This is a genomic window from Xanthomonas sp. JAI131 (genome assembly GCF_013410075.1).
GTDB lineage: Bacteria > Pseudomonadota > Gammaproteobacteria > Xanthomonadales > Xanthomonadaceae > Xanthomonas_A > Xanthomonas_A bonasiae.
This window is the reverse complement of the sequence record NZ_JACCCN010000002.1, coordinates 154,158-178,413: the sequence shown is the minus strand read 5'-3', so window position 1 is coordinate 178,413 and position 24,256 is coordinate 154,158. Positions and strand designations below refer to the sequence as shown.

The following is a 24,256-nucleotide window of genomic DNA, read 5'->3' as shown; positions in this document are numbered from 1 at the left end:
CGACCGAAGGAAGTCCCCGTGGGAGAGAGGGGTTGGGGGGAGGGTCCGGCGCGAAGCGACTCGCGGAGTCGGCGCTCAGCGCGGCGGATCGTCCTCGCCGCTGTCGCCGGCCAGGTCGGTGGTCAGCGGCGTCGGCTCGGGTTCTGGTTCGGCGACGGGAGGCACCGTCAGCAACTGTTCGGCCAGGCCGCGATAGATCGGCGTGCGGCACACCAGCGCCGAGGCGCCGCGCGCGATCAGCACCGTGGCCAGGATCGGCAGCAGCATGTCGCTGCTGTCGGTCAGTTCCAGCGAGATCACCGCCGAGGTCAATGGCGCCTGGGTGACGCCGGTCAGATAAGCGCACATGCCGAGCAGCACGAAAGTGCGCGGATCCACGTCCGGCATCAGCACCGCCAGGTTGTGGCCGACGCCGGCACCGACCGCCAGCGCCGGCGAGAACAGGCCGCCGGGAATGCCGGCCACGTACGACACCAGGTTCGCGAGCAGCTTCATCAGCCCGAACTCGTGGCCGACGCTGGCGTGGCCCTGCACCAGGCTGCGCGCCTGCTCGTAGCCGGTGCCGAACGCGCCGTTGCCGAAGATCAGGCCCAGCGCGACCAGGGCAAGGCCGCAGGCCGCGGCCAGCAGGACCGGATGGCGGGCGCGCAGCGCGCCCAGCCAGCGCGGCTTGCCGGCGACGGTGGCCAGCACCATGCGGCTGAACGCGCCGCCGAGCAGGCCGGCGACCGCCCCGCACAGCACGATCGCCAGCCACGCCCGGCCCAGCGGCAGCGCCGCGGACACTTTGCCGAAGTAGGTGTAGTTGCCGAGCAGGCCCAGCGAGATCACGCCGCCGACGATCACCGCGGTCAGCAAGGTGCCGGAGAAACGGTGTTCGAAGCGGCCGCTCAGTTCCTCGATCGCGAACACCACCCCGGCCAGCGGCGTGTTGAATGCCGCGGCGATGCCGGCGGCGCCGCCGGCGAGCAGGAAATGCGAGGCCTGGCGCGGATCGCGGAAGCCGAACCAGCGCCCGAGCACGTACATCAGGCTGGCGCCGACGTGCACGGTCGGGCCTTCGCGCCCGACCGAGGCGCCGCCCAGCAAGGCCAGTGTGGTCAGCAGCAGCTTGCCGGCGGACACGCGCAGCGACAGGTTGGTCTGCCGGAAGGCGTCGTCGGGCCGTTCCAGCGCGGCGATCACCTGCGGGATGCCGCTGCCGCGGGTGGGGCGCAACACGCCGTTGGTCAGCCAGGCGAGCAGCGCGAACACGCTCGGCGTGAGCAGCAGCGCCCACCACGGCGAGTGCGCGATGATGCGCTGGAACAGGTGGAAGGCCGCGTCGCTGGCCTTGGCGAACACGATCGCGACCAGCGCCACCGCGACCGCGCCGCCCCACAGCACCGCGCGCTGTTTCCAGCTCTCGTGCGAAAGCAAAGGGCGCAGGCGATGGCGCATGCGCGGCGGCGGCACGGGATCGGGCGACTGCATGCGCGGATTGTCGCATGCGCGCCATCGCGTGGGCCTGTCGCCTCGTCCACACATTCATGCCCGGCGCAGTGTGGCGTTGCGCGCTTGGGCACGTTATTCCGTCGAACGCGGGTGGAGGCGACGCGGTCTGTGCCGTCGGCAACGTGGCGTGGGAGTGACTCGCCAAGGGTTGCGAAGTGCTGTGGATGCAGCAGCCCCTCTCCCATCGGGAGAGGGGTTGGGGTGAGGGTCCGGCGGCACGGGCGATCCGATACGCCAGAATTTCCAGGCTTCGCCCGTACCCTCATCCGCGCCTTCGGGGCACCTTCTCCCGCAGGGAGAAGGGAGCGATCGTCCTGCACCGCGGTGCGCTCAGTTGTTTTCGGGGGACAGCCGCGCCGCGGTTCAGTCGAACAACGACGCCGGCGCGCCGTCCGCCTCGACGGCGCCACGCCGCTCCAACGCCAGCAGCGCGGCCTTGGTCGGCAGGCCGCCGCCGAAGCCGGTCAGGGTGCCGTTGGCGCCGATCACCCGGTGGCAGGGCAGCACGATCGGCAGCGGATTCCGGCCGTTGGCGGCGCCGACCGCGCGCACCGCCCGTGGCTGCTCGATATGCCGCGCCAGCTGCGCGTAGCTCCAGGTCGCGCCGAACGGAATCTGCGCCAGCGCCTGCCACACGCGGCACTGGAAGGCGGTGCCGCGCGGCGCCAGCGGCAGGTCGAAGCGGCTGCGTTCGCCGGCGAAGTACGCCAGCAACTGCTCGCGCGCTGCGCGCACCGGCGCCGCGTCGCGGATCCAGTCGGCACGGCCGCGCGCGTCGTAGCGGTTCTCCGGGAACAGGATGTGGCGCACGCCGTCGTCGCCGACGGCCACGGTCAGTTCGCCGATCGGGGTGGCGAAGGCGTCGTAGTACAGGCGTTGCTCAATCATCGGGAGTCTCCTCGGGTGGATCGCCGGCCAGATGCCACAGGTGCAGCACGGCATAGGCGCGCCATGGCCGCCAGGCCTGCGCGCGGGCGTCGGTGGCGCGTTCGCTCAGGCGCGCGCCGTCGGCGCCGAGCATGCGTTGCAGGACCAGGTCGCCGGCCGGGAACGCATCGGGCTGGCCGAGCGCACGCAGCGCGATGTAGTGCGCGGTCCAGGCGCCGATGCCGGGCAGGGCGGTGGCGCGTTCGACGAAGTCGGACAGGCGCTGGCCGGCGCGGAACGGCAGGCGTCCGTCCACCACCGCCGCGGCCAGCGCGCGGATCGTGGCGGCGCGCGAGCGCGGCAGGCCGATCGCCTCCAGCGGCGCGTCCAGCAGGTCCTGCGGCGCCGGGAATGCGCGGTCCAGGCCGGACGGCTGGCCGGGCCGCTGCGCGCCGTGGCGCTCGACCAGACGCGCGGCCAGGGTCGCCGCGCCGGCCACGCTGACCTGCTGGCCGAGCACCGCGCGCACCGCCACTTCGAAGCCGTCCCAGCCGCCGGGCACGCGCAGTCCCGGGCGCCGCGCGATCGCGCGCGCCAGCAGCGGTTCGGTGCCGAGCGTGGCGTGCACGGCGCGCAGGTCGGCATCCAGATCGAAGATGCGGCGCACCCGCCGCACGATGTCGGGAATCGCGCGCGGATCGGCCGCGGCGATCTGCAGGCGCAATTCGTGGCGCTGCGGATCGGCCTCGACGCGGATCCTGGTGGAGGCGTCGAGCGGGCCCAGCACGCGCTCGTAGCTGGCCTCGCCGATGCGCTCGATGCCGGGGATCGCGCGCTTGCGCAGGAACGCCAGCATGGCCGCGAAATCCAGCGGCGGGCGGTAGCCCAGGCGCAGCAGCAGGTCGCCGCCGGGCACCTCGGCGCGCTGTTTGCGGATCGCCGACGGCGGCATGCCGCAGCCCTCCAGGAACGCGGTGTTGAAGCGCCTCAGGCTGTTGAAACCGGCTGCCAGCGCCACCTGGGTGATCGGCAGCGCGGTCTCGGTCAGCAATTGCTTGGCCAGCAGCAGGCGCCGCGTCGCATGCACCGCGGCCGGGGTGGCGCCGAGCTGGGCGACGAACACGCGCTGCAACTGGCGCGCGCTGAGCCCGACGTCGGCGGCGAGCCGTTCGACGCTGGCGTCCTGCAGCGCGCCCTCGGCGATCAGCGCCAGCGCACGCTGCACCGATTCCTCGCCCAGGTGCTGTTGCGCTTCCGGCGACAGCTCCGGCCGGCAGCGCAGGCACGGACGGTAGCCGGCGGCGGCCGCGGCGGCGGCGCTGGGGTAGTAGCGCACGTTGCTGCGCTTGGGCGGCGGTGCCGGGCACACCGGCCGGCAGTAGATGCCGGTGCTGCGCACGGCGGTGAAGAACACCCCGTCGAAGCGCGCATCGCGGGACTGGCGGGCGCGGTCGTAGAGGTCGTGATCGTCGAGCGTGGTGTGCGGCATGCGGCCAGTCTAGTCCGCGCCGGCGCGCCGGACTCGCCGTTTTCGGACATGGATGCATCGGCCCCGGCGTGGTCCATGCGGATGTTCCCGTGGCGGGATGCCTGCGGTTTAGGCGCAGTTGGGAACCGAATGCGTATCGGCACTAGACTAGCGACGCGCACCTTCGAAAGCGCCGTCCCTTCCTTCGCGGATGTCCTGCTTGCCTCTTCCGTCAAAAACCTGGTGGCTGTCGTTGTGCTGCGTCGGCCTGTTGTCGTGCCAGCAGGGCGCGCCATCCGCCGGCAGGACCGTGGCCGACAGCCCGCCCGGCGACGGCGAGCACATGGTGTCGGTCGGCACGCCGCCGCCGGCGCCCGCGCCGCGGCCTGCGGCCACGCCCAAGCCCGATCCCGACGTCTGGGACCAGGCGGCGCTGGAGAACGGCGAGGCCTTCGTCAGTTGCGACACCGACTATGCGGCCGAGGCCGGCGACGGCGAGGCGCTGGCCGGGCTGGACCGGCCGACGATCGAGGCGGCGCTGGCGCCCTGCCGCGAGCGCGGCCTGCTGCGGGTGCGCTACGAAGGCAAGATCAACGCCGGCTTCGCCGAGATGGTGCGGCGCCTGGCCGAGGTCGCCGCGCACGCCGGCATCGGCAAGCGCGTGCTGGACCTGGATTCCAGCGGCGGCCAGGTCGAGGCCGCGATCCGCGCCGGCGATGCGATCGGCGAGTCCGGCTGGACCATCTGGGTGCGCGAAGGCTCGATCTGCCACAGCGCCTGCGTGTTCGTGCTCGCCGCCGGCGACAACCGACTGATCTCCGGCAAGGTCGGCATCCACCGCATGATGCGGATCAGTTCCACCGCGACCTCGCGCGCCGAGCTCAATCGCGAACTGCAGGAGGTCTACGGCAACGTCAAGGACTACCTGGAGCGCAACGGCGTGGCGGTGGCGGTGGCCGACCTGATGATGACCGTGCCCAATCGCAGCCTGCGCCTGCTCAGCAGCGACGAACTCAAACAGTACGGGCTGGACGGGACCAACGCGGTGCAGGACGACCTGGAGCGGATCAAGCAGCTGCGCAAGTGCGGCGACGATTTCGTGCGGCGCAAGGACGCGTTCCTGATCGCCTTCGACCACGAGTGCAAGGCCAAGGGCGTGGACCTGGAAACGCTGACCGCCTGCGGCCAGGCGCTGAAGCAGCGCTTCGGCTTCCCCGACCAGGCCTGCCCGGCGGAGAGCCCGCTGTCGGAAATCGACGTGGCCACGCTGCCGCTGGCCTCGCCCGGGGCCTGAACGCCGGTTGCGCGCTGCGCCCGGCGTTCACGCGCCAGGCACCGCGGCGGCGCTAGCGTCCGCGCCATCCACTTCGGGAGCAGGCGCATGGCGATCGGAACCAGGCTGATGGTGCGGCTCTATCTGCCGCCGGCATTGCTGGTGCTGGGTGGCTTTGTGGCCGCCGAACTGCTGCTGCACTTCGCCAGCGGCGCGCATGCGCAGATCCTGGCGCGCATCGCCTCGCTGCTGAGCCTGGCCGGCCTGCTGGGCGGCACCGCCTGGGCCCTGGGCGTCAGCTGGCATGCCTGGCACCGGCAGCGCTATGCGGTGCCGGTGACCGCGACCGCGCCGGGCGAGGAGCCATGAGCGTCGCTGCGCAGGCGCGCGTGGCCGGCGTAGACTGCGGCCCCCGCCGTCACCGCGCTGCCTGAGCGATGCCCATGCCGTTGTCACTTCGCCTGTTCCCCGCGTTGCTGGGCGCTGCCGTGTTCGCTGCGGCGGCGCAGACCGCACCCACGCAGAGCGTTCCCGCGCAGCCCGCGCCGGCCGAGCCAGCGGCGCCCAAGCCTGCCGCCGCGAAACCCGCCGCAGCCAAGCGTGCCGATCCTGCCGCGCCGGGACCGCTGTCCAAGCAGGACGCGCAGATGGCGCAGGCCGGCCTGCGCGCCGCGCAGCTGGTCGATGCCGGACGCAGCGGCGAGCTGTGGGATGGCGCATCCGCGGTGGCCAAGAAGGCCGTCGCGCGCGATGTGTTCGTACGTCAGGTCGATGCCAGCCGCGCACGGCTCGGCGCGCTGCTCGGCCGCGGCGTGGCCAGCGTGGCGCGGGTGCAGTACGCGGCCGGTTCGCAGGTGCCGCCGGGGGTCTACGTCAACATCAGTTTCCCCAGCCGGTTCGCCAACGCGCCGCAGCCGGTGCGCGAGCTGGTCTCGCTGCGCCTGGACGAGGACAAGACCTGGCGCCTGGTCGGCTACCACGTCGGTCCGCCCAACTGACGCGCACGCGCGCGTCGCTCCTTAGTTTTTCGCAACCGCCGAGGTGTCGATGAGTATCGAAATCCGCATGCTGGCCTGGGCGATCCTGCTCGGGATCGTGCAACTGCTGCTGGCCGCCGCGTTCGTCACCGCGCAGCGCGGCCTGAAGTGGAATGCCGGCGCGCGCGACGCGACGCTGCCGCCGCCCGGCGGCGTCGCCGGGCGCCTGGACCGCGCGCTGCGCAACTTCCTGGAGACCTTCCCGTTCTTCGCCGCCGCGGCGCTGGCGGTGGTGGCGATGGGCAAGGGCAGTGCGCATACCGCGCTGGCGGCGCAACTGTATTTCTGGGCACGGCTGGCCTATGTGCCGTTGTACGCGGCGGGCGTGCCCTATCTGCGCAGCCTGGTGTGGGTGGTGTCGCTGTGGTCGATCCTGCAACTGGTGTGGGCGCTGGTCTGAGGCTGCGCGCATCGCGTTCGAAGCGCGACGCTGCGACCGTTTGCCGCAGCGCTGATCCAGATCAATGCCGCGCGCCGCGGCGGGTTTATGCTGGCTGCGTCTTGGACAGGAAGCGCAGCGATGCATGTGGATATCGCCATTGTCGGTGCCGGCCCCGCGGGCCTGTGTTTCGCCCGGTCGCTGGCCGGTAGCGGCCTGTCGCTGGCGCTGATCGAGCCGCAGCCGCGCGCGGCCCTGGCCGAGGCCGCCTTCGATGGCCGCGAGATCGCGCTGACCCACGCCTCGCGCAGCTTGCTCGAGCAACTGGACCTGTGGTCGCGGATCGATCCGGACGCGATCGCGCCGCTGCGCGATGCGCGGGTGATGAACGGCTCCTCGCCATTCGCGCTGACCTTCGCCGCCAGCCAGGACCGCCGCGGCGACCTGGGCTGGCTGGTGCCCAACCACCTGATCCGCCGCGCCGCGTTCGCCGCGGTGCAGGCGCAGCCGGGCCTGACCTTGCTCGACGGCGTCTCGGTGCAGGCGCTGCGCAGCGACGACAGCCAGGCGCAGCTGCGCCTGTCCAATGGCCAGGCGCTGACCGCGCGCCTGGTGGTGGCGGCCGACAGCCGTTTCTCGACGACCCGGCGCATGCTCGGCATCGGCGCGCAGATGCGCGATTTCGGCCGCAGCATGCTGGTATGCCGGGTGCGTCACGAGCGCCCGCACCACCATACCGCGTGGGAGTGGTTCGGCTACGGCCAGACCCTGGCGCTGCTGCCGCTGCACGGCAACCAGGCCTCGGCGGTGCTGACCCTGCCGCCGGATCGCGCGCAGGCGCTGCTGGACATGGACGAAGTCGCGCTGGGCGCGGAGATCAGCGCCCGCTTCGAGCACCGGCTCGGCGCGATGACGCCGATCGTGCGGCCGCAGGTGTATCCGCTGGTCGCGGTGTACGCGCGACGTTTCGTCGGCAAGCGCTACGCGCTGATCGGCGATGCCGCGGTGGGCATGCATCCGGTGACCGCGCACGGCTTCAATTTCGGCCTGCAGAGCCAGGCGCGGCTGGCGCGCGCGCTGCATGCGGCCGCGGCGCAGGGCCGCGACATCGCCGCGCCGGCCCTGTTGGCCGGCTACGAACGCGGCCACCGCCTGGCCACGCGCCCGCTGTACGAGGCGACCAACGCGATCGCCGCGCTGTACACCGACGACCGCCTGCCGGCGCGCGCGCTGCGCAACGCGGCCTTGCGCGTGGCCGACCGGGTGGCGCCGTTCAAGCGCGCGATCGCCGCGCACCTGACCCAGCGCGCGGCGGTGGGCGCGCGCTGAGGCGCGGACGCGCGTGGGATGTTGGGCGGCATATCCGTTGCTCGGCGAGCCACAGCGACAGCCGAGCCGCCAGGACAGCGCCACCGCGCAACGCTTCTTGCGCCTGCCTACATGCACCCTGTAGGAGCGGCTTCAGCCGCGACAGGACGTCACCAGGAAAGTTCCGGTCGCGGCTGAAGCCGCTCCTACAAAAAGCGGTGGTGGCATGGCGGATTGATCGGCACGCGGATGCCGGCTGTCCTATTCGTCTGGCGAAGTAATTGTGGGAGCGACTTCAGTCGCGACGAGCTCTACCGGTAACGCCCGTCGCGACTGAAGTCGCTCCCACAAAAAATATCGTTGCCTGGGACCGATGCAGCAAAGCACCTAGCGCTGCGGGGTGCCGCCGAGACGCCGTTCGTCAGCGCTGGCGATGAGCTGGGCGAGGGCGCCTTGCACATCGCCCGAACGTTGCGCGGCCTCGATCGGCGCGATGGCCCAGGCGCAGCCGGCGCGGCGCAGGTGCAGGCGCCAGTCGCCGGCCCAGCCGTCCAGTTCGTCCAGGCCCAGGAAGATGGCGCCGCCGCCTTCGGCATGCCCGCCACGGATGGACTGCGACAGGCAGAACGGCCGCGTCGCGTCGGGGTCGATCGACAGTCCGTACACGTCGTGCAGCGGATCGTCCGCCGACGGCGCGATGTTGCGTGCGCCGATGTCGATCAGCATGTCGCGGCCGCCGTATGCGGTGGCCGCAAACGCGACGCGCAGGGCGCGCCGTCCATGCTCATGCCTTGCCGATCACCCGGATCTGCACGTCGTCCAGCGCCACCACCTGGCCCGCGCGGATCTTGCAGGCCTTGCGCACTTCCACTTCGCCGTCCACGCGCACCTGGCCTTCGCTGATCACGGTCTTGGCCGCGCCGCCGCTGTCGCACACGCCGGTCAGTTTCAGCAGGTGCTTGAGTTCGACGTAGTCGCTTTCTAATTGGAGATCGATGGTCTGCATTGGGGGACGCTGTTCGGAAATCGGCGCCCATTGTCGGTCATTCGCGGACGAAACGCTCGGACTTCGCGCCGCGCACGCCGCGCTGGACATCTGCGCGTGTACCGCGACGCAGTGGCTGCGCCCTCAGTCGTGCCGAAAACGCTCCACCTCGTCGAGCAGACCGCTGGCCTTGCGCAGGCTCGCTCCGCCCAGGCTGTCGTCGACGATGCGCCGCAGCCGCGGCCGCCCGGGATGGCGCGAACAGCGATAGAGCCATGCGCTGCCCGCAAGACCCGCCATCCCGACGCCGAGCCCGATCCACACCACGGCCTGCGCCCGCGCCAGCAGGTCGATGCCGGCGAGCGCGGCCAGCACCATCAGCACCGGCACCCACAGCAGCCACCACGACAGCCCGCAGACCACGCCGCTGCCGACGTACCAGCGCCGGGTGCGCGCGATCCGGCGCTGGATCTCCAGCACCGGTGCGCTGTAGTCGATCTGCAGCAGCCGGCCCAGGACGATGCCGGCCAGCGCCACGGTGGCCACGCCATAGGCATGCACCACCACGCCGGCGGCGATCAGGTACGCCGGCAGCGCACCGCCGCGGCTCCACAGCAGGCCGGCCAGGGCGATGCAGCACAGGCCGAACGGCAGCTGCAGGAGCTGGCCCCACAGCAGCGGGCGCAGGCTGCGCTGCACGCGCTGCAGGTTGTGCTGCAGCAGCAGCTGCGCTTGCAGGCGGTCGTGGCGTTGCAGGCGCTGATCCAGCGCGTGCCAGGCTTGTTTCAGTTCGTCGGGGTGCATGGGGCGGGTCCTGTGGAAGAGTCAGAGTTCGTCGCGGAGGCGTTGCTTGAGGCGGCCGATCTTGGTGGAGACGTTGCTTTCGCCGATGCCCAGGATCTCGGCGATCTCGCGCTGCGGGCGGTCGTCCAGGTACAGCAGCGCCAGCGCCCGCTCCAGCGCCGGCAACTGCGCGATGAAGCGGTACAGGGCCTGCACCTGGCGTTCGCGCTCCGGGTCGGCGGCATGCGGGTCGGCGATGTCCAGGTCCTGCAGCGGCAGGGTCTGCCGGTGCGCGCGGCTGCGCCCGCGCAGGTCGCCGATCGCCACGTTCAGCGCGATCCGGTACAGCCAGGTGGAGAACGGCCGCTGCCGGTCGTAGCGGGGGAAGGCCCGCCAGGCCTGCGCGGCGATCTCCTGGATCAGGTCGGCACGGTCGTCCGGATCCCGGCAATAGCTGCCGGCCACTTTCGCGGCGATGCCGCGGTGCGCCTGGAACAGCGTGGCGAAGTCGGCTGGGGGCGGGGCGGCGGGGGTGGGAGCGTCGGGCATGGGACGGGTCGCGGAAGGGTCTGCAAGGTGGTTCGCGGCAGGCCGAGGTTTCTCACGCCTGAACGGCTTCGTTCACCCGGTTTCGACATGCGGCCCGCCAAGGCGCACAATGTGCTTCTTTGCGCCTGCCGGTTCTCTGCGGCGCCTCCGGAGTCTCCCATGTCCCAAGATACCCCCGCGCCGCTGCTGTTCGCAGATCTCGGCCTCTCGCCTGCTGTGATGAAGGCCGTCGCCGATGTCGGCTACGAGTCGCCGTCGCCGATCCAGGCCGCCACCATTCCCGCGCTGCTGACCGGCCGCGACCTGCTCGGCCAGGCCCAGACCGGCACCGGCAAGACCGCCGCGTTCGCGCTGCCGATTCTGTCGCGGCTGGACTTCAACCAGCGCAAGCCGCAGGCGCTGGTGCTGGCGCCGACCCGCGAGCTGGCGATCCAGGTCGCCGAGGCGTTCCATCGCTACGCCGGCGCGATCCCCGGCTTCCAGGTGCTGCCGGTGTACGGCGGCCAGCCCTACGTGCAGCAGCTGTCGGCGCTCAAGCGCGGCGTGCACGTGGTGGTGGGCACCCCGGGACGGGTCATCGACCATCTCGAGCGCGGCACCCTGGATCTGTCGGAGCTGAAGACGCTGGTGCTGGACGAGGCCGACGAGATGCTGCGCATGGGCTTCATCGACGACGTCGAGGCGGTGCTGAAGAAGCTGCCGGCCTCGCGCCAGGTGGCGCTGTTCTCGGCGACCATGCCGACCGCGATCAAGCGCATCGCGCAGACCTATCTGAACGATCCGGCCGAAGTCATCATCGCCTCCAAGACCACCACGTCGGCGAACATCCGCCAGCGTTACTGGGCGGTCAGCGGCCTGCACAAGCTCGACGCGCTGACCCGCATCCTGGAAGTGGAACCGTTCGACGCGATGATCGTGTTCGCGCGCACCAAGGCCGCCACCGACGAACTGGCGCAGAAGCTGCAGGCGCGCGGCCTGGCCGCCGCGGCGATCAACGGCGACATCCAGCAGTCGCAGCGCGAGCGGGTGATCCAGCAGCTCAAGGACGGCAAGCTCGACATCCTGGTCGCCACCGACGTGGCCGCGCGCGGCCTGGACGTGGAGCGGATCAGCCACGTGCTGAACTACGACATCCCGTACGACACCGAAAGCTACGTGCACCGCATCGGCCGCACCGGCCGCGCAGGCCGCAGCGGCGAGGCGATCCTGTTCGTCAGCCCGCGCGAGAAGGGCATGCTGCGCGCGATCGAACGCGCCACCCGGCAGCCGATCGAAGAGATGCAGCTGCCCAGCGTCGACGCGGTCAACGACCAGCGCGTGACCCGCTTCATGGAAAAGATCAGCGAGACCATCGCAAGCGGCGGCATCGACACCTACCGCGATCTGCTGCAGCGCTTCGAGACCGAGAAGAACGTGCCGATGGTCGAAGTGGCCGCCGCGCTGGCGCGCCTGCTGCAGGGCGACACGCCGCTGCTGCTGGCGCCGGAGCGGGCGCGTCCGCCGCAGGGCGAGCGCTTCGAGCGCCCGGGCGCCGAGCGCCGCGAGCGCGCCGACCGCGGCGAGCGCAGCGAACGTCCCAAGTTCGAGCCCAAGTTCGACCGCGAGGCGCGCCCGCCGCGCCGCGACGAGGGCGAGCGCGCGCCGCGTGCGCCGCGTCCCGCGCCGGCCGGGCACGGCCCCGACTTCGACTACCAGCGCGACGTCGGCAGCTTCGAGGCGCCGCGCCGCGACAAGGCGCCCAAGGCGCCGCGCGGCGAGCCGGAAGTGGGCATGGAGACCTACCGCATCGAGGTCGGCCACCAGCACGGGGTCAAGCCGGCCAACATCGTCGGCGCGATCGCCAACGAGGCCGGCCTGGAGAGCAAGTACATCGGCCGCATCGACATCCACGACGACCATTCGGTGCTGGACCTGCCGGCGGACATGCCGCGCGAACTGCTGACCCACCTGAAGAAGGTCTGGGTCTCCGGCCAGCAACTGCAGATGCGCAAGCTCGACGGCGACGACGCCGGCGCCAGCGCGCCGTTCAAGCCGAAGTTCGCGCGCGCCGCCGGCAAGCCCGGCGGCCGCCCGAACGCGGCCGGTCCGCGCCCGGCCGGCGCCGCCACCCGCATCGCCGACCGCGCCGGCGAACGCCCGCCGCGCAAGGGGCCGCCGAAGCGCTGAGGGGCCGGGATTGGGGATTGGGGATTCGGGATTCGTATCGGCTCCCTGGTCCCCTCGATCCTTCGTGCCGCTTCCGATGGCGGTAGCCCGCTTTTGCCAATCCCGAATCCCGACTCCCGAATCCCCGCTCAATGTCCATCCGCCTCAACAAGCACATCGCCGAGACCGGCTACTGTTCGCGCCGCGAGGCCGACCGGCTGATCGCCGCGCGCCGCGTCACCGTCAACGGCCGGCCCGGCGGGGTCGGCGCGGTGGTGGGCGAGGGCGACGAGGTGCAGGTCGATGGCCAGCCATTGCGCGCGCGCGCCAAGCAGAAATCCGGCCGCCGCCATGTCTACATCGCGCTGAACAAGCCGGTCGGGGTGACCTGCACCACCGAGAGCGAGGTCAAGGGCAACATCGTCGATTTCGTCGGCCACGAGCAGCGCATCTTCCCGATCGGACGCCTGGACAAGGAGTCCGAGGGCCTGATCCTGATGACCAGCAACGGCGACATCGTCAACGAGATCCTGCGCGCCGAGAACCGCCACCAGAAGGAATACCTGGTGGCGGTGAACAAGCCGGTCAGCGACGAGTTCCTGCGCGGCATGGCGCGCGGGGTACGCGTGCACAACGAGACCACGCTGCCGTGCCGCACCGCGCGGATCGCCAAGTTCGGCTTCCGCATCGTGCTCGAGCAGGGCCTGAACCGGCAGATACGGCTGATGGCCGCCGCGTTCGACTACCGCGTCACCCAGCTGCGCCGGGTGCGCATCGACAACATCAAGCTCGGCGCGCTGAAGCCGGGCCAGTGGCGCAACCTCACCGAGCAGGAACTGCGCGGCCTGCTGCCGCAGCGCCAGGACTGGTGAGGCCGGCCGCGGCGCTGCTTTTCACTGGCAGTTGTGCCGAAATTGGCGATACTCCGCGGCGCATCCCGCTGCCCTGCCGCCCGCTCCCGTGATCAAGCCACGCAAGCCCGACAACGAAGCCGACCGCCTGCGCGCGCTGCATGCGCTGCAGATCCTGGATACCGAGCCGGAAGCGTCCTACGACGACCTGGTCGGCATCGCCGCCAGCCTGTGCGATACGCCGTCGGCGCTGATCTCGCTGGTCGATGACGAGCGGCAGTGGCTGAAGTCGCAGCGCAACGTCACCCTGCTCAGCACCTCGCGCGACGACTCGTTCTGCGGCCACACCATTCTCGCCCCGCAGGACGTGCTGGTGGTCGCCGACGCGGCCGCGGATCCGCGGTTCGCGTTCAACCCGTTGGTCACCGAGGTCGGCGTCCGCTTCTATGCGGGCGCGCCGCTGTTGAACCGCGAGGGGCTGGCGGTGGGCGCGCTGTGCGTGCTCGACCACCGCCCGCGCACGCTCGAGCCCGAGCAGGTGGTGGCGCTGCAGGCGCTGTCGCGGCAGGTGATGCAATTGATCGAGCTGCGCCGCACCAGCCACGCGCTGGCGCTGCAACTGCGCGAACGCGAACGCTATGAGCAGCAGCTGGCCCGGTACCAGGCTTCGCTGGAATCGCTCAACGCCGACCTGCTCGAGCAATCGCGCACCGATCCGTTGACCGGGCTGTTCAACCGCCGCGCCTTCGCCACCGCGTTGATGGTCAATGCGGAGACCGCGCAGTTCGGCGCCGTGCCGCTCAGCGTGGCCTTGCTCGACCTGGACTATTTCAAGCACATCAACGATCTGCACGGCCACGACAAGGGCGACGCGGTGCTGCTGGCGCTGGCCGACATGCTGCGCGCGCAGGCGCCGGCGGACAGCCTGGTGGCGCGCTACGGCGGCGAGGAATTCGCGATCCTGCTGCCGGGGCTGGACGCGCGCCAGGCCATGCACGAATGCGAGACGCTGCGCCAGGAAGTCTCTCTGCTGCAGCTCGGCGTACCGTTGACCGCCAGCTTCGGCGTGGCCACCCAGCAGCCGGGCGAAAACGCCGATCAGTTGCTCAAGCGCGCCGACCAGGCCCTGTACCGGGCCAAGCGCGCCGGCCGCGATTGCGTCTCGCTGGCGCAGTGAACCGCGCCGGCGGCGGGTTCAGTCCAGCGCGTTCTTCGCTTCGGAGGTCGCCAGCAGTTCCGGGTGCCGCAGCGGCTTGTCGCGGGTCAGCAACGGATGCAGGAACACCGCGCCCAGGATCACCGCCACGCCGAGGTAGAACAGCGCGGTGAGCTCCTTCTGCTCGTCCAGCAGCAGGATCGCGAACACGATCGCGTAGACCGGCTCCAGGTTGGTCACCAGCTGCACCGCGTAGGCGCTGAGGCGGCGCAGCGCGACCAGCGCCAGGGCGAACGGCAGCAGCGTGCACAGCAGCGCCAGGGCGAGCAGCAGCAGGGTGTCGTGCAGGCTCGGCAGCACCAGCAACGGGCCGCTCAGCGCCGGCAGCACGAACGGCAGCAGCGGCGCCAGCAGGGTCAGGGTCAGGGTGCCGGCGCCCAGTTCCAGCGCGGTCACGGTCAGCGGGTCGGCATGGTCGACCAGGCGCTTGTTGAGCGAGCCGAACGCGGCGACGAACAGCGCCGAGACCGCACCGACCACGACGCCGGCGCGCATCCCGTCGGGCACGCCGCCGACCACCAGCGCCACGCCCGGCAGCACCGCCAGGCCGAACACCAGTTCGCTGGGGCGGAACGGGCGCTTGGCCACCCACGGTTCGATCACCGCGGTGAACACCGGCGCCAGCGCGATGCAGGTCGCCGCCACCGAGGCGTTGGCCAATTTGATCGCGCCGTAGAAGGTCAGCCAGTGCAGGCCGACCAGGGCGCCGACCACGGCGTAGCCGAGCGCCAGCTTCGGGGTCAGTGCGGCCAGCCCGCGCCACACCCGCGGCAGCAGCGCCAGCGCCGCCACCACCATCAGCATCCGCCACCACACCAGCGGCAGCGCCGGCAGGGTGATCAGCTTGCCGAGGATCGCGGTGATTCCCCACAGCAGCACGCAGAAGTGGATTTGCAGTTGGGCTTTGGTGGTGGGGTGCAGGGGCATGGCGCCTATTGTCGCGTAAACCGCCGGCGCGGCGGACGGCGTTTTCGCCGGGACCCTGCAATCGCGTCGCCGGTGCCGGGTCAATCGCCGGGTGGAGCGCGCTTGGCGCGCGCACGCGCGTGCAGCGCGGTCAGCAGCGGCACCAGCAGCGAGGTCACGATCACCGAGGTCGCCACCAGCGCGGTGGCGGCCGGGGCCGCCGCACGGAACTGCGGCGCCATCGCCGCGATCAGCGCCGGCGTGGCCACCGCGGCGCCGGCGGTGCTGGAGGCGGCGATGCCGGCGCTGCCGCTGCCGCCGCCGAGCAGCCGATCGGCGAACAGCAACGGGATCCCGGTGACGACCACGACAAGCACGCCGAGCAGCACGCCAGGCACGCCGGCGCTGGCGATCACGTGCAGGTCCAGCGTATTGCCCAGCGCGAAGGCGAAGAACGGGATCAGCGCGGGCACCGCCGCGGCGAACAGCGCGCGCAGCTGCGGATCCAGGTTGCCGAGCGCGAACCCCACCAGCAGCGGCAACACCGCGCCAAGGAACAGGCGCGGCTCGAACACCGCGATGCCGGCGCTGCCGAGGATCAGCATGGTCATCAACGGGCCCGATTCCAGCGACATCAGCACCACCGCACCGGCTTCGCCGGGCTTGCCGTACTGCTGCATGAGCGAGGCGAACAGCCCGCCGTTGGTCATGTCCATCGCCGCGACCAGGGCCAGCACCGAGACGCCTTTCCAGCAGCCCTGCGCGATCCCCGCCGGCGGCAGCAGCCGTGCCGCGAGCACTGCCACCAGCCAGGCCACGCCGAGCTTGGTCAGCAGCAGCACGCCCGACTGGCGCAGGATCCGGCCGCTGGCGCGCAGCCGGATCGAGGCGCCCATGCACAGGAACCACACCGCCAGGATCGGCACCACGCCGCCGATCAGGCCCTGGCTGAACGAGCCGAGGAAGGCGCCGGCCTGCGGCCATGCGCTATGGCAGGCGGCGCCGAGCAGCAGCGGCACCAGCATCATGCCGCCTGGAACGCGTTCGAGCGTGCGCTTGATCTGCATCGGGATTGGATGTCCGCTCGGGAAAAAAGGCGCGTCCGGCGCCGGCATGCGCCGGTGTCGTTCTGCGTTCCCGCTTGTACTGCAACTGCATTGCGCGAAGGGTGTCGCGGCGCGGTGCCGTGTGTGCCGGGTTCAGCCGCACGTCGCAGCGGTACTGTGCGGTCGGTCGCCTGCGCCTGCCCGCGCTCGCTCGCGCCGCTGCAGTGTGCTCAGCGCTTGCCGAGTTCGGCCAGCAGCGCCATCGCTGCGGCCGGATTGCGTTCCTTGGCCGCGCTGATGAAATAGACGAAGACCTCGCGCGGCTTGGCCCTGGCGGTCGGCGTGCCGGCGTGCGGCAGCGCGTCCGGATCCTCGCCGCGGCGCCAGGCCTGCGCCTGCGCCGCCCAGGCGCGCAATTCCTTGGGCGCATAGCCGTGCGCCAGTTCGGCGCGGCTGCGCATCAGCCGCGCGTAGACGAAGTCGGCGCTGAGGTCGGCGAAGGAGGGGAAGTCGGGCGAATCGGTGAACACCGTGGCCACGCCGTGGCGGCGCACCAGCTCCAGCAGGCGCGGGCCGACGCAGGCCGGGTCGCGCACTTCCAGCACGTGCCGCAGGCGGCGGCCGTCGGCCTGCGGCGGCAGCAGGTCCAGGAACGCGGCCAGGTCGTCGAGGTCGAGCGTGCGGCCGTGCTCGAACTGCCAGACCAACGGGCCGAGCTTGTCGCCGAGCGTGGCGATGCCGCCGACGAAATCCTCGATCTGCGCGCCGGCGGCGGCCAGCTTGCGCATGCCGGTGATGCGCTTGGGCGCCTTGGCCGAGAACAGGAAATCGGCCGGCGCCTCGTCGCGCCAACGCGCATAGGTGTCCGGCTTCTGCGTGCCGTAGTAGGTGCCGTTGATCTCGATGCTGTTGACGTGGCGGCTGGCGTATTCCAGCTCGCGGCGTTGCACCAGTTCCTGCGGGTAGAACATGCCGCCGCGCCATGGCGCATAGGTCCAGCCGCCGATGCCGACGCGGATGCCGTCCGGCGCGGACGGGGCGGAGTCGAAGAGATCGTTCATGGCATGGATGTCGGCGCGGACAGGGAGGCGAATTGTGCCGCAGCCCGCGCCGCTGCCGTGTGCATGATGCGTGCGATAGCGGCGGCGGCACGCCTGCCTGCGACGGCCGCTGCCGCCGCTGCAGGCGGCGCGCTACCATCCAGGCTCTGCCCGCTGCCGCGACCGACCATGCCCTGGACCACGCCCGATCTGTGCGACGCCCATCCCGAGGTGCAGGTCGCCGAACCGCTGTTCCGCAGCTACGGCGGCCACGCCGCGTTCTGCGGGCGGATCGTCACCGTGCGCTGCTTCGAGGACAACTCGCGGGTGCGCGAACTGGCGGCCACGCCCGGTGCCGGCCGCGTCATCGCCGTCGACGGGCAGGGCTCGCTGCGCTGCGCGCTGCTCGGCGACCAGATCGCCGAGAACGCGGTGCGCAACGGTTGGGCCGGGCTGTTGCTTCACGGCTGCGTACGCGACGTGGAGGCGTTGGCGGCGCTGCCGCTGGGCGTGCAGGCGCTGGCCGCGTGCCCGCGCAAGACCGAAAAACGCGGCCTGGGCGAGGTCGATGTGCCGCTGCAGTTCGCCGGCGTGGCGTTCGTGCCCGGGCACTGGCTGTACGCCGATCGCAACGGCGTGCTGGTCGCTGCGCATGCGCTGCCCGCGGCGTGAGCGTGTCTTCTCGGCGGGACTGACGCGCTGCCGAGCGGCTGCGCCACGCGCGCGGCACCCGCGACGCTGCGGTGCTCCCCGGCACGCTGCGCCTGGCCGACGCGGCGCGGCTATGCAGCGGAGATCCGGCTCGCCGCCGTCGCGCCGACCCGGACGCGCTCGGCGTCCATGTCGGCCAGCGGCCGCACCTCGATGCTGCCGAAGCGCGACCACGGGAAGTGCTTGGCGATGCGCACCGCCTCGTCGTGGTCGCGCGCATTGATCAGGTTGAACCCGGCGAGCAGTTCGCGGGTCTCGGCGAAGGGGCCGTCGGTGATGCGCAGCTGGCCCTGGCGCGAACGCAGGGTGCGGGCGCTGGCCACCGGCTGCAGTTGCTGCGCCAGCACCAGGGTGCCTTCGGCCTGCAGCGCATCGGCGTGCTGCAGGCAATCGCGCATCAGGCGGTCGTATTCCTCGGCGGGCAGGGCCTGCAGCAAGGACGTGTCGATGTAGATCAGCAGCAGGAATTGCATGGGGCGAACGGCCGGCGGCAACGGGAGGCCCATGATCGCTCAGCGCGGCGCGGCCGCGTGTTGCGGCGCCGCATCCGAGCTCCTCGAAAACTTTTGCGCAGGCCTGTCGATTTCCGTCTTCCCCGCGCGTCGTACCCAATGCACGGCCCGCCAGCGGCCGCACCCAGGGAGAACGCGATGAAAGTGATGGTATTGGTCAAGGCGACCGCCGACTCGGAGGCCGGGCGCTTGCCCAGCGAGGACGCGTGGCGGGCGATGGGCGCCTACAACGATCAGTTGGCCGAGGCCGGGATCCTGCTCGCCGCCGAAGGCCTGCAGCCCAGTTCGCGCGGCCGTCGCGTGCGTTTCGAGCCGCAGCGGCGGCAGGCGGTCGACGGTCCGTTCGCCGCGACGGGCGACTTGGTGGCCGGTTTCTGGCTGTGGCAGGTGCGCTCGCTGGACGAGGCCACCGAGTGGCTCAAGCGCGCCCCGTTCGAGGCCGGCACCGAGGTCGAAGTGCGCCCGTTGATGGACCTGCAGGAACTGGGCGACGCCCTCCCTCCCGATCTGCTGCAGGCCCGGCAGCGCCGCCTGCGCGCGTGCACCCCCGGCTGAGCGACACCACCGCTGCCACCACCGCAAGGAGAGACCCCGATGAAACTGATTCCGTTCCTGAGTTTCGACGGCTGCACCCACGAGGCGATGGCGTTCTACGCGCAGGCCCTGGGCGGCAGCGTCGTGTCGGAAATGACCTATCGCGACGTGCCGCCCAGCGACAACATGGACGGCTGCGGCGAGATGCCCCCGGACACGCTGGACCAGGTCGCGCACAGCCAGCTCGAAGCCGGCGGCGCGGTGCTGATGGCGGCCGACAGCCACGCCGCGCAGGGCGTCGGCATCACCACCATCAACGTCGAGGTGGATTCGGTGGAGGAGGCCGAACGGGTGTTCGCCGCGCTGGGCGCCGGCGGCCAGGTCGGCATGCCGCTCGCCGAGACGTTCTGGGCGCAGCGCTGGGGCATGCTGGTCGATCGCTACGGCAAGCCGTGGATGGTCAACTGCATGAAACAGCCGTGATTCCCACGCATTCCTGCATGCCCTCGATCGAGAAACGCCGCCATGTCCGATGCGCCGCAGATGATCTTCGTCAACCTCCCGGTCCGCGATCTGGAGGCCTCCAAGGCCTTCTTCGCGGCGTTGGGCTACGCCTTCAATCCGACCTTCACCGACCAGAATGCGGCCTGCATGATCGTCAGCGACAGCATCTTCGTGATGCTGCTGACCGAGCCGTTCTTCGCCGGCTTCACCAGCAAGCCGATCAGCGATGCGCGTGTGCGCACCGAGGTCATCACCGCGTTGTCGGCACCCAGCCGCGCCGCGGTCGATGCGTTGCTGGGAAAAGCGCTGGCCGCGGGCGCGCGCGAGCCGCAGCCGCCGCGCGACTACGGTTTCATGTACCAGCGCGGCTTCGAGGATCCCGATGGCCACCTGTGGGAGATCGCGCACATGAGCGGCGCGCCGGGCTGAGCGCGACGGCCGCCGCGGCTTGTGCCGCGGCGCATCCGGTGCTCTGATTCCGCGCATGGAGACCGCGTTCGCGCAACGCCTGGAGACGGTCTGGCGCATGGAGGCGCCGGGCCTGATCGCGCGCCTGTCCCGGCTGCTCGGCGGCGACGTCGGCCGCGCCGAGGAACTGGTCCAGGACACCTGGCTGGCCGCGCTGGAGCGCTGGCCCGCGCAGGGCATTCCCGACAACCCCGGAGCGTGGCTGATGACCACCGCGCGCAATCGCGCCATCGACGTGCTGCGCCAGCACCAGCGCATCGCCGGCCAGCACGCGCAATGGGGCGAGGCGCTGCAGCCGCAGGCGCTGCCCGCGCCGGACGACAGCGACGCGCTGCAGGACGACATCGGCGACGACCTGCTGCGGCTGATGTTCGTGGCCTGCCATCCGCTGCTGCCGGCCGACGCGCGGGTGGCGCTGACCCTGCGCCTGCTCGGCGGTCTGACCACCGAGGAGATCGCGCGCGCGTTCCTGCTGCCGGAGCCGACCATCGCCCAGCGCATCGTCCGCGCCAAGCGCACCCTGGCGCAAAAGCGGGTGCCGTTCGAGGTGCCGCGGCAGGCGGCGCTGCGGCAGCGCCTGGCATCGGTGCTGGAAGTGGTCTACCTGGTGTTCAACGAAGGCTATGCGGCCAGCGCCGGCGACGACTGGATGCGTCCGGCGCTGTGCGAGGAGGCGCTGCGGCTGGGCCGGGTGCTGGCGCATCGGTTGCCGGCGTGGCCGCAGGTGCATGGGCTGCTGGCGCTGATGGAACTGCAGGCCTCGCGCAGCGCGGCGCGGGTGCGCGCCGACGGCAGCCCGGTGCTGTTGCCGGAGCAGGACCGGGCGCGCTGGGACTGGCTGCAGATCGCGCGCGGCCAGGACGCGCTGCGGCGCGCGCAGGCGCTGGGCGGCGTCGACGACGCCTACGTGCTGCAGGCGGCCATCGCCGAATGCCATGCCTGCGCGCGCCGCGCCGAGGACACCGACTGGACGCGGCTGGCGGCGCTGTACGCGCGGCTGGCGCAACGGCATCCCTCGCCGGTGGTGGAACTCAACCGCGCGGTGGCGGTGGCGCGCGCCGAGGGCGCGGCTGCGGCCTGGGCCTTGCTGCAGCCCTTGCGCGAGGATCCGCGGCTGCGCGACTACGCGCCGCTGGCAGCGGCCTGCGGCGATGTGCTGCAGCGCCTGGGCCGCACCGACGAGGCGCGTGTGGCCTTCGCGCAGGCCGCCGCGCTCACCGCCAACACGCGCGAGCGGCAGGCGCTGCTGGCGCGAGCGGCGGCGCTGTAGCGCGGCACTGCCGCGCATGCCGCCGGCTGTCCTACACTCCGTGCTGCGCTGGCGCGGGGTGGGGCGGCGCATACGGCATCGCTGCGCTGCGGACGATGTCGGGCATGGGTGCCGCCTCGCCTCACTGCCGGATCGCCCTGCGGTTTGACGGCTGGCATGGTGGTTGGCGATGCGGCCTGCGCCGCGCCGCGGACGTAAGCCGCGGTGCTGCGCCGGCTTGGTTCTTTTTCGGTTTTTTCTGCGAGGAGCGACGGATTTGAAGACGATGTCGATGGGCTGCGGCCTGTTGTTGGCGATGACCGCCAGCGCGCAGGCGCAGGCGCCCGCTCAGGTGGACGCCGCATTGCCGCCTGCGCTGCAGGACCTGGATACGCGGGTCGAGCGCGTGCGCAAGCAGTTCGACGTGCCCGGCATCGCCATCGCCATCGTCAAGGACGGGCAAGTGGTGCTGGAGCGCGGCTACGGCGTGCGCGAACTCGGCAAGCCCGAGCCGGTGGACGCGCAGACCCTGTTCGCGATCGCCTCCAACACCAAGGCGTTCACCGCCGCGTCGCTGTCGATCCTGGCCGACGAGGGCAAGCTCGCGCTCGACGACCGGGTGATCGAGCACCTGCCGTGGTTCCAGATGGCCGATCCCTACGTGACCCGCGAGATGCGCGTGCGCGACCTGCTCAGCCACCGCAGCGGACTGAGCCTGGGCGCCGGCGACCTGCTGTTCTGGCCGGCGACCAGCTACAGCAACGAGGAGGTGGTGCGGCGCCTGGCGCAGGTGCCGCTGAAGGGCGGCTTCCGCGACCGCTATGCCTACGACAACATCCTCTACGCAGTGGCGCAGAAGGTGATCGAGCAGGTTTCCGGGCAGTCCTATGCCGAGTTCGTGCGCCAGCGCATCTTCGTGCCGGTGGGCATGAGTGGCGCGCGCATCAACAGCGACTACCTGCAGCCCGGCGACCGCGCGGCGGTCGGCCATGCCAAGTTCGATTTCCGCGACCTGCGCCCGGTGCCGCCGCTGACCTGGTCGAACAATTCCGGCGCCGGCGGCATCTACGCCAGCGTGCACGACATGGCCAAGTGGATGCAGGTGCAGCTCGACGGCGGGCGCCTGCCGTCGGCCGATGGCCAGGAGCGGCGCCTGTTCAGCGCGCAGCGCCAGCAGGAGATGTGGCAGGTGATCACCCCGATCGCCATCGCCGAACCGAGCGTGCCGCAACTGCTGCCGGCCAAACCCAACTTCGCCGGCTACGGCGAGGGCTGGAGCCTGAGCGACTACCGCGGGCACAAGCTGGTCTGGCACACCGGCGGCTGGCCGGGCATGGTGTCGCGGCTGACGCTGCTGCCGGAGCAGAAGCTGGGCGTGATCGTGCTGACCAACCAGGAGGTCGGCGCAGCGTTCAACGCGCTGACCCTGCAGGTGCTCGACGCCTACCTGGGCGCGCCGGCGACCGACTGGACCGCCGCCTATGCCGCCGCGGTGGCCAAGGCCGACGCAAAAGCCGACGAGGACTGGCACAAGCACCAGGCCGCGCGCGATGCCACCTCCAGGCCGTCGCTGCCGCTGGCCGGCTATGCAGGGACCTATCGCGATCCGTGGTACGGCGAGGTGGCGATCGTGCAGCGCGGCAAGCAGCTGGAACTGCGTTTCAGCAAGACCGCGCAACTGGTCGGCACGCTGGAGCACTGGCAGCACGACACCTTCATCGTGCGCTGGCGCGACCGTTCGCTCAATGCCGATGCCTTCGTCAATTTCGCGCTGACCCCCGACGGCAAGGTGCGCGAGGTACGCATGGAAGCGATCTCGCCGCTTACCGATTTCAGCTTCGATTTCCAGGACCTGTTGTTGACCCCGGTGGCCGCCGCGTCGTGAACGAGGCCGTGGCGATGCTCTCGCACGCGCATCTCGGGGTGAACGACTTCCCGGCCGCGTTCGCGTTCTATGCGCCGTTGTTGCAGGCACTGGGGCTGCAGCTGAAATTCCGCGACGACGCGCGCGGCTGGGCCGGCTGGACCGCAGCGGACGCGCCGCGGCCGCTGCTGCTGATCGGCCGTGCCTTCGACGGCCAGCCGGCGACCCCCGGCAACGGGCAGATGCTCGCATTGCAGGCGGCGAACCGGGCGCTGGTGGATCGTTGCCATGCGCTGGCGTTGTCACAGGGCGGACGCTGCGAAGGCGCACCCGCGCTGCGCCCGCACTACCACCCGCACTATTACGGCGCGTACTTCCGCGACCTGGACGGCAACAAGCTGTGCGTGTGCTGCCATGGCGCGGAATGAGCACGGTGGCTGCGGCGATGCCGCGGGCCGCCCTCCCGGTGCAGGTGCGCGGCGCAGGAAACAAGTGCCGATCGCCAGGCCAGCTGTAGGAGCGGCTTCAGCCGCGACCTGGAAACCGGAAGGCCTGAGGCTCCGTCAGTAGTCGGGACTGAAGTCCCTCCCACAAGAAGCAGGTCGGCGTGCGGATAGCCTTCGCTACGCACCGCTTTTTTGTAGGAGCGGCTTCAGCCGCGACTTCGAAGCCGGAAGGCCTGCGGCCCCGGCAGCAGCCGGGACTGAAGCCTCTCCCACAAGAAGCAGGTCGGCGTGCGGATAGCCTTCGCCACGCACCGCTTTTTTGTAGGAGCGGCTTCAGCCGCGACCTCGAAGCCGGAAGGCCTGCGGCCCCGGCAGCAGGCGGGACTGAAGCCTCCCCCACAAGAAGCAGGTCGGCGTGCGGATAGCCTTCGCCACGCACCGCTTTTTTGTAGGAGCGGCTTCAGCCGCGACCTCGAAACCGGAAGGCCTGCGGCCCCGGCAGCAGTCGGGACGGAAGTCCCTCCCACAAGAAGCCTGGCCGGACGTGCGGATAGCCTCCGACACGCACGGCTTTTCGTAGGAGCGGCTTCAGCCGCGACATCGAAGCCAGAGGGCCTGCGG

Annotated in this window: 26 protein-coding genes; 15 read left to right on the top strand and 11 right to left on the bottom strand. The window is 71.2% G+C overall.

Annotated features, from left to right (window positions below):
• Positions 1 to 75: 75 nt before the first annotated feature.
• The 3 genes from HDC36_RS07585 to HDC36_RS07575 all read right to left on the bottom strand — a co-directional run bounded on the left by HDC36_RS07585 (position 76) and on the right by HDC36_RS07575 (position 3,850).
• Positions 76 to 1,473, bottom strand: coding sequence for a chloride channel protein (locus HDC36_RS07585; protein ID WP_179565982.1), 1,398 nt, complete (start codon positions 1,471 to 1,473; stop codon positions 76 to 78).
• A gap of 384 nt (positions 1,474 to 1,857) precedes the next feature.
• Positions 1,858 to 2,382 (bottom strand): methylated-DNA--[protein]-cysteine S-methyltransferase, encoded by a 525-nt coding sequence (locus tag HDC36_RS07580; RefSeq protein WP_179565980.1) that lies wholly within the window; start codon positions 2,380 to 2,382, stop codon positions 1,858 to 1,860.
• Positions 2,375 to 3,850: an AlkA N-terminal domain-containing protein gene (locus tag HDC36_RS07575; RefSeq protein WP_179565978.1), complete on the bottom strand. Its 1,476-nt coding sequence runs from the start codon at positions 3,848 to 3,850 to the stop codon at positions 2,375 to 2,377. Before HDC36_RS07575 ends, HDC36_RS07580 begins: the two co-directional genes overlap by 8 nt.
• A gap of 190 nt (positions 3,851 to 4,040) precedes the next feature.
• On the opposite strand from HDC36_RS07575, the gene HDC36_RS07570 reads away from it, so the two are divergent.
• The 5 genes from HDC36_RS07570 to ubiM all read left to right on the top strand — a co-directional run bounded on the left by HDC36_RS07570 (position 4,041) and on the right by ubiM (position 7,847).
• Positions 4,041 to 5,123, top strand: a complete 1,083-nt coding sequence (locus HDC36_RS07570) for a hypothetical protein (RefSeq protein ID WP_179565976.1) — start codon at positions 4,041 to 4,043, stop codon at positions 5,121 to 5,123.
• 87 nt (positions 5,124 to 5,210) lie between these two features.
• Positions 5,211 to 5,471, top strand: a complete 261-nt coding sequence (locus tag HDC36_RS07565) for a hypothetical protein (RefSeq protein WP_179565974.1) — start codon at positions 5,211 to 5,213, stop codon at positions 5,469 to 5,471.
• Positions 5,472 to 5,545: 74 nt separating this feature from the next.
• Complete coding sequence (locus HDC36_RS07560) at positions 5,546 to 6,100, top strand: DUF4019 domain-containing protein (RefSeq protein WP_179565972.1); 555 nt, start codon at positions 5,546 to 5,548, stop codon at positions 6,098 to 6,100.
• 43 nt (positions 6,101 to 6,143) lie between these two features.
• On the top strand, positions 6,144 to 6,539 hold the full coding sequence (locus HDC36_RS07555; RefSeq protein WP_179565970.1) for an MAPEG family protein: 396 nt from the start codon (positions 6,144 to 6,146) through the stop codon (positions 6,537 to 6,539).
• Positions 6,540 to 6,659: 120 nt separating this feature from the next.
• Positions 6,660 to 7,847: a 5-demethoxyubiquinol-8 5-hydroxylase UbiM gene (ubiM, locus tag HDC36_RS07550; protein ID WP_179565968.1), complete on the top strand. Its 1,188-nt coding sequence runs from the start codon at positions 6,660 to 6,662 to the stop codon at positions 7,845 to 7,847.
• Between the two features lie 366 nt (positions 7,848 to 8,213).
• Here the strand turns inward: ubiM and HDC36_RS07545 are convergent, their stop codons facing one another.
• From HDC36_RS07545 to HDC36_RS07530, 4 genes are all read right to left on the bottom strand, one after another.
• Positions 8,214 to 8,552: a hypothetical protein gene (locus tag HDC36_RS07545; RefSeq protein WP_179565966.1), complete on the bottom strand. Its 339-nt coding sequence runs from the start codon at positions 8,550 to 8,552 to the stop codon at positions 8,214 to 8,216.
• A 58-nt stretch (positions 8,553 to 8,610) separates the two neighbouring features.
• Complete coding sequence (locus tag HDC36_RS07540; protein WP_179565964.1) at positions 8,611 to 8,832, bottom strand: RNA-binding S4 domain-containing protein; 222 nt, start codon at positions 8,830 to 8,832, stop codon at positions 8,611 to 8,613.
• A 123-nt stretch (positions 8,833 to 8,955) separates the two neighbouring features.
• On the bottom strand, positions 8,956 to 9,615 hold the full coding sequence (locus HDC36_RS07535) for a serine/threonine protein kinase (RefSeq protein WP_179565962.1): 660 nt from the start codon (positions 9,613 to 9,615) through the stop codon (positions 8,956 to 8,958).
• Positions 9,616 to 9,636: 21 nt separating this feature from the next.
• The gene (locus HDC36_RS07530; protein ID WP_179565960.1) at positions 9,637 to 10,143 is read right to left on the bottom strand and encodes a sigma-70 family RNA polymerase sigma factor; all 507 of its coding nucleotides are present in this window, start codon (positions 10,141 to 10,143) and stop codon (positions 9,637 to 9,639) included.
• Positions 10,144 to 10,302: 159 nt separating this feature from the next.
• Between HDC36_RS07530 and HDC36_RS07525 the strand changes: the two genes are divergently transcribed.
• The 3 genes from HDC36_RS07525 (at position 10,303) to HDC36_RS07515 (ending at position 14,316) form a co-directional block, all read left to right on the top strand.
• The gene (locus HDC36_RS07525; RefSeq protein ID WP_179565959.1) at positions 10,303 to 12,309 is read left to right on the top strand and encodes a DEAD/DEAH box helicase; all 2,007 of its coding nucleotides are present in this window, start codon (positions 10,303 to 10,305) and stop codon (positions 12,307 to 12,309) included.
• Between the two features lie 131 nt (positions 12,310 to 12,440).
• Positions 12,441 to 13,160, top strand: a complete 720-nt coding sequence (locus HDC36_RS07520; protein WP_179565957.1) for a pseudouridine synthase — start codon at positions 12,441 to 12,443, stop codon at positions 13,158 to 13,160.
• Positions 13,161 to 13,248: 88 nt separating this feature from the next.
• Complete coding sequence (locus HDC36_RS07515; RefSeq protein ID WP_179565955.1) at positions 13,249 to 14,316, top strand: sensor domain-containing diguanylate cyclase; 1,068 nt, start codon at positions 13,249 to 13,251, stop codon at positions 14,314 to 14,316.
• An 18-nt stretch (positions 14,317 to 14,334) separates the two neighbouring features.
• On the opposite strand, the gene HDC36_RS07510 is transcribed toward HDC36_RS07515, so the two are convergent.
• The 3 genes from HDC36_RS07510 to HDC36_RS07500 form a co-directional block, all read right to left on the bottom strand.
• Entirely contained in the window at positions 14,335 to 15,282 is a 948-nt protein-coding gene (locus tag HDC36_RS07510; protein WP_179565953.1) for a DMT family transporter, read from the bottom strand.
• An 80-nt stretch (positions 15,283 to 15,362) separates the two neighbouring features.
• The gene (gene kdgT / locus HDC36_RS07505) at positions 15,363 to 16,328 is read right to left on the bottom strand and encodes a 2-keto-3-deoxygluconate transporter (RefSeq protein WP_179565951.1); all 966 of its coding nucleotides are present in this window, start codon (positions 16,326 to 16,328) and stop codon (positions 15,363 to 15,365) included.
• A gap of 209 nt (positions 16,329 to 16,537) precedes the next feature.
• On the bottom strand, positions 16,538 to 17,368 hold the full coding sequence (locus tag HDC36_RS07500) for a DUF72 domain-containing protein (protein ID WP_179565949.1): 831 nt from the start codon (positions 17,366 to 17,368) through the stop codon (positions 16,538 to 16,540).
• Between the two features lie 168 nt (positions 17,369 to 17,536).
• Here HDC36_RS07500 and rraA point away from each other — a divergent pair, with 168 nt between their 5' ends.
• On the top strand, positions 17,537 to 18,019 hold the full coding sequence (gene rraA, locus HDC36_RS07495; protein WP_179565947.1) for a ribonuclease E activity regulator RraA: 483 nt from the start codon (positions 17,537 to 17,539) through the stop codon (positions 18,017 to 18,019).
• A gap of 110 nt (positions 18,020 to 18,129) precedes the next feature.
• Here the strand turns inward: rraA and HDC36_RS07490 are convergent, their stop codons facing one another.
• On the bottom strand, positions 18,130 to 18,531 hold the full coding sequence (locus HDC36_RS07490) for a YciI family protein (protein ID WP_179565945.1): 402 nt from the start codon (positions 18,529 to 18,531) through the stop codon (positions 18,130 to 18,132).
• Between the two features lie 177 nt (positions 18,532 to 18,708).
• Here HDC36_RS07490 and HDC36_RS07485 point away from each other — a divergent pair, with 177 nt between their 5' ends.
• From HDC36_RS07485 to HDC36_RS07460, 6 genes are all read left to right on the top strand, one after another.
• Positions 18,709 to 19,125, top strand: coding sequence for a YciI family protein (locus HDC36_RS07485; protein ID WP_179565943.1), 417 nt, complete (start codon positions 18,709 to 18,711; stop codon positions 19,123 to 19,125).
• Between the two features lie 39 nt (positions 19,126 to 19,164).
• Positions 19,165 to 19,587, top strand: a complete 423-nt coding sequence (locus tag HDC36_RS07480) for a VOC family protein (protein ID WP_179565941.1) — start codon at positions 19,165 to 19,167, stop codon at positions 19,585 to 19,587.
• A 42-nt stretch (positions 19,588 to 19,629) separates the two neighbouring features.
• On the top strand, positions 19,630 to 20,037 hold the full coding sequence (locus tag HDC36_RS07475; RefSeq protein ID WP_179565939.1) for a VOC family protein: 408 nt from the start codon (positions 19,630 to 19,632) through the stop codon (positions 20,035 to 20,037).
• Between the two features lie 55 nt (positions 20,038 to 20,092).
• The gene (locus tag HDC36_RS07470; protein WP_179565937.1) at positions 20,093 to 21,346 is read left to right on the top strand and encodes a sigma-70 family RNA polymerase sigma factor; all 1,254 of its coding nucleotides are present in this window, start codon (positions 20,093 to 20,095) and stop codon (positions 21,344 to 21,346) included.
• Between the two features lie 256 nt (positions 21,347 to 21,602).
• The gene (locus HDC36_RS07465) at positions 21,603 to 23,210 is read left to right on the top strand and encodes a serine hydrolase (RefSeq protein WP_179565935.1); all 1,608 of its coding nucleotides are present in this window, start codon (positions 21,603 to 21,605) and stop codon (positions 23,208 to 23,210) included.
• Positions 23,207 to 23,617 (top strand): VOC family protein, encoded by a 411-nt coding sequence (locus tag HDC36_RS07460; RefSeq protein ID WP_343204321.1) that lies wholly within the window; start codon positions 23,207 to 23,209, stop codon positions 23,615 to 23,617. The genes HDC36_RS07465 and HDC36_RS07460 overlap by 4 nt, the downstream gene beginning before the upstream one ends.
• Positions 23,618 to 24,256: the final 639 nt, after the last annotated feature.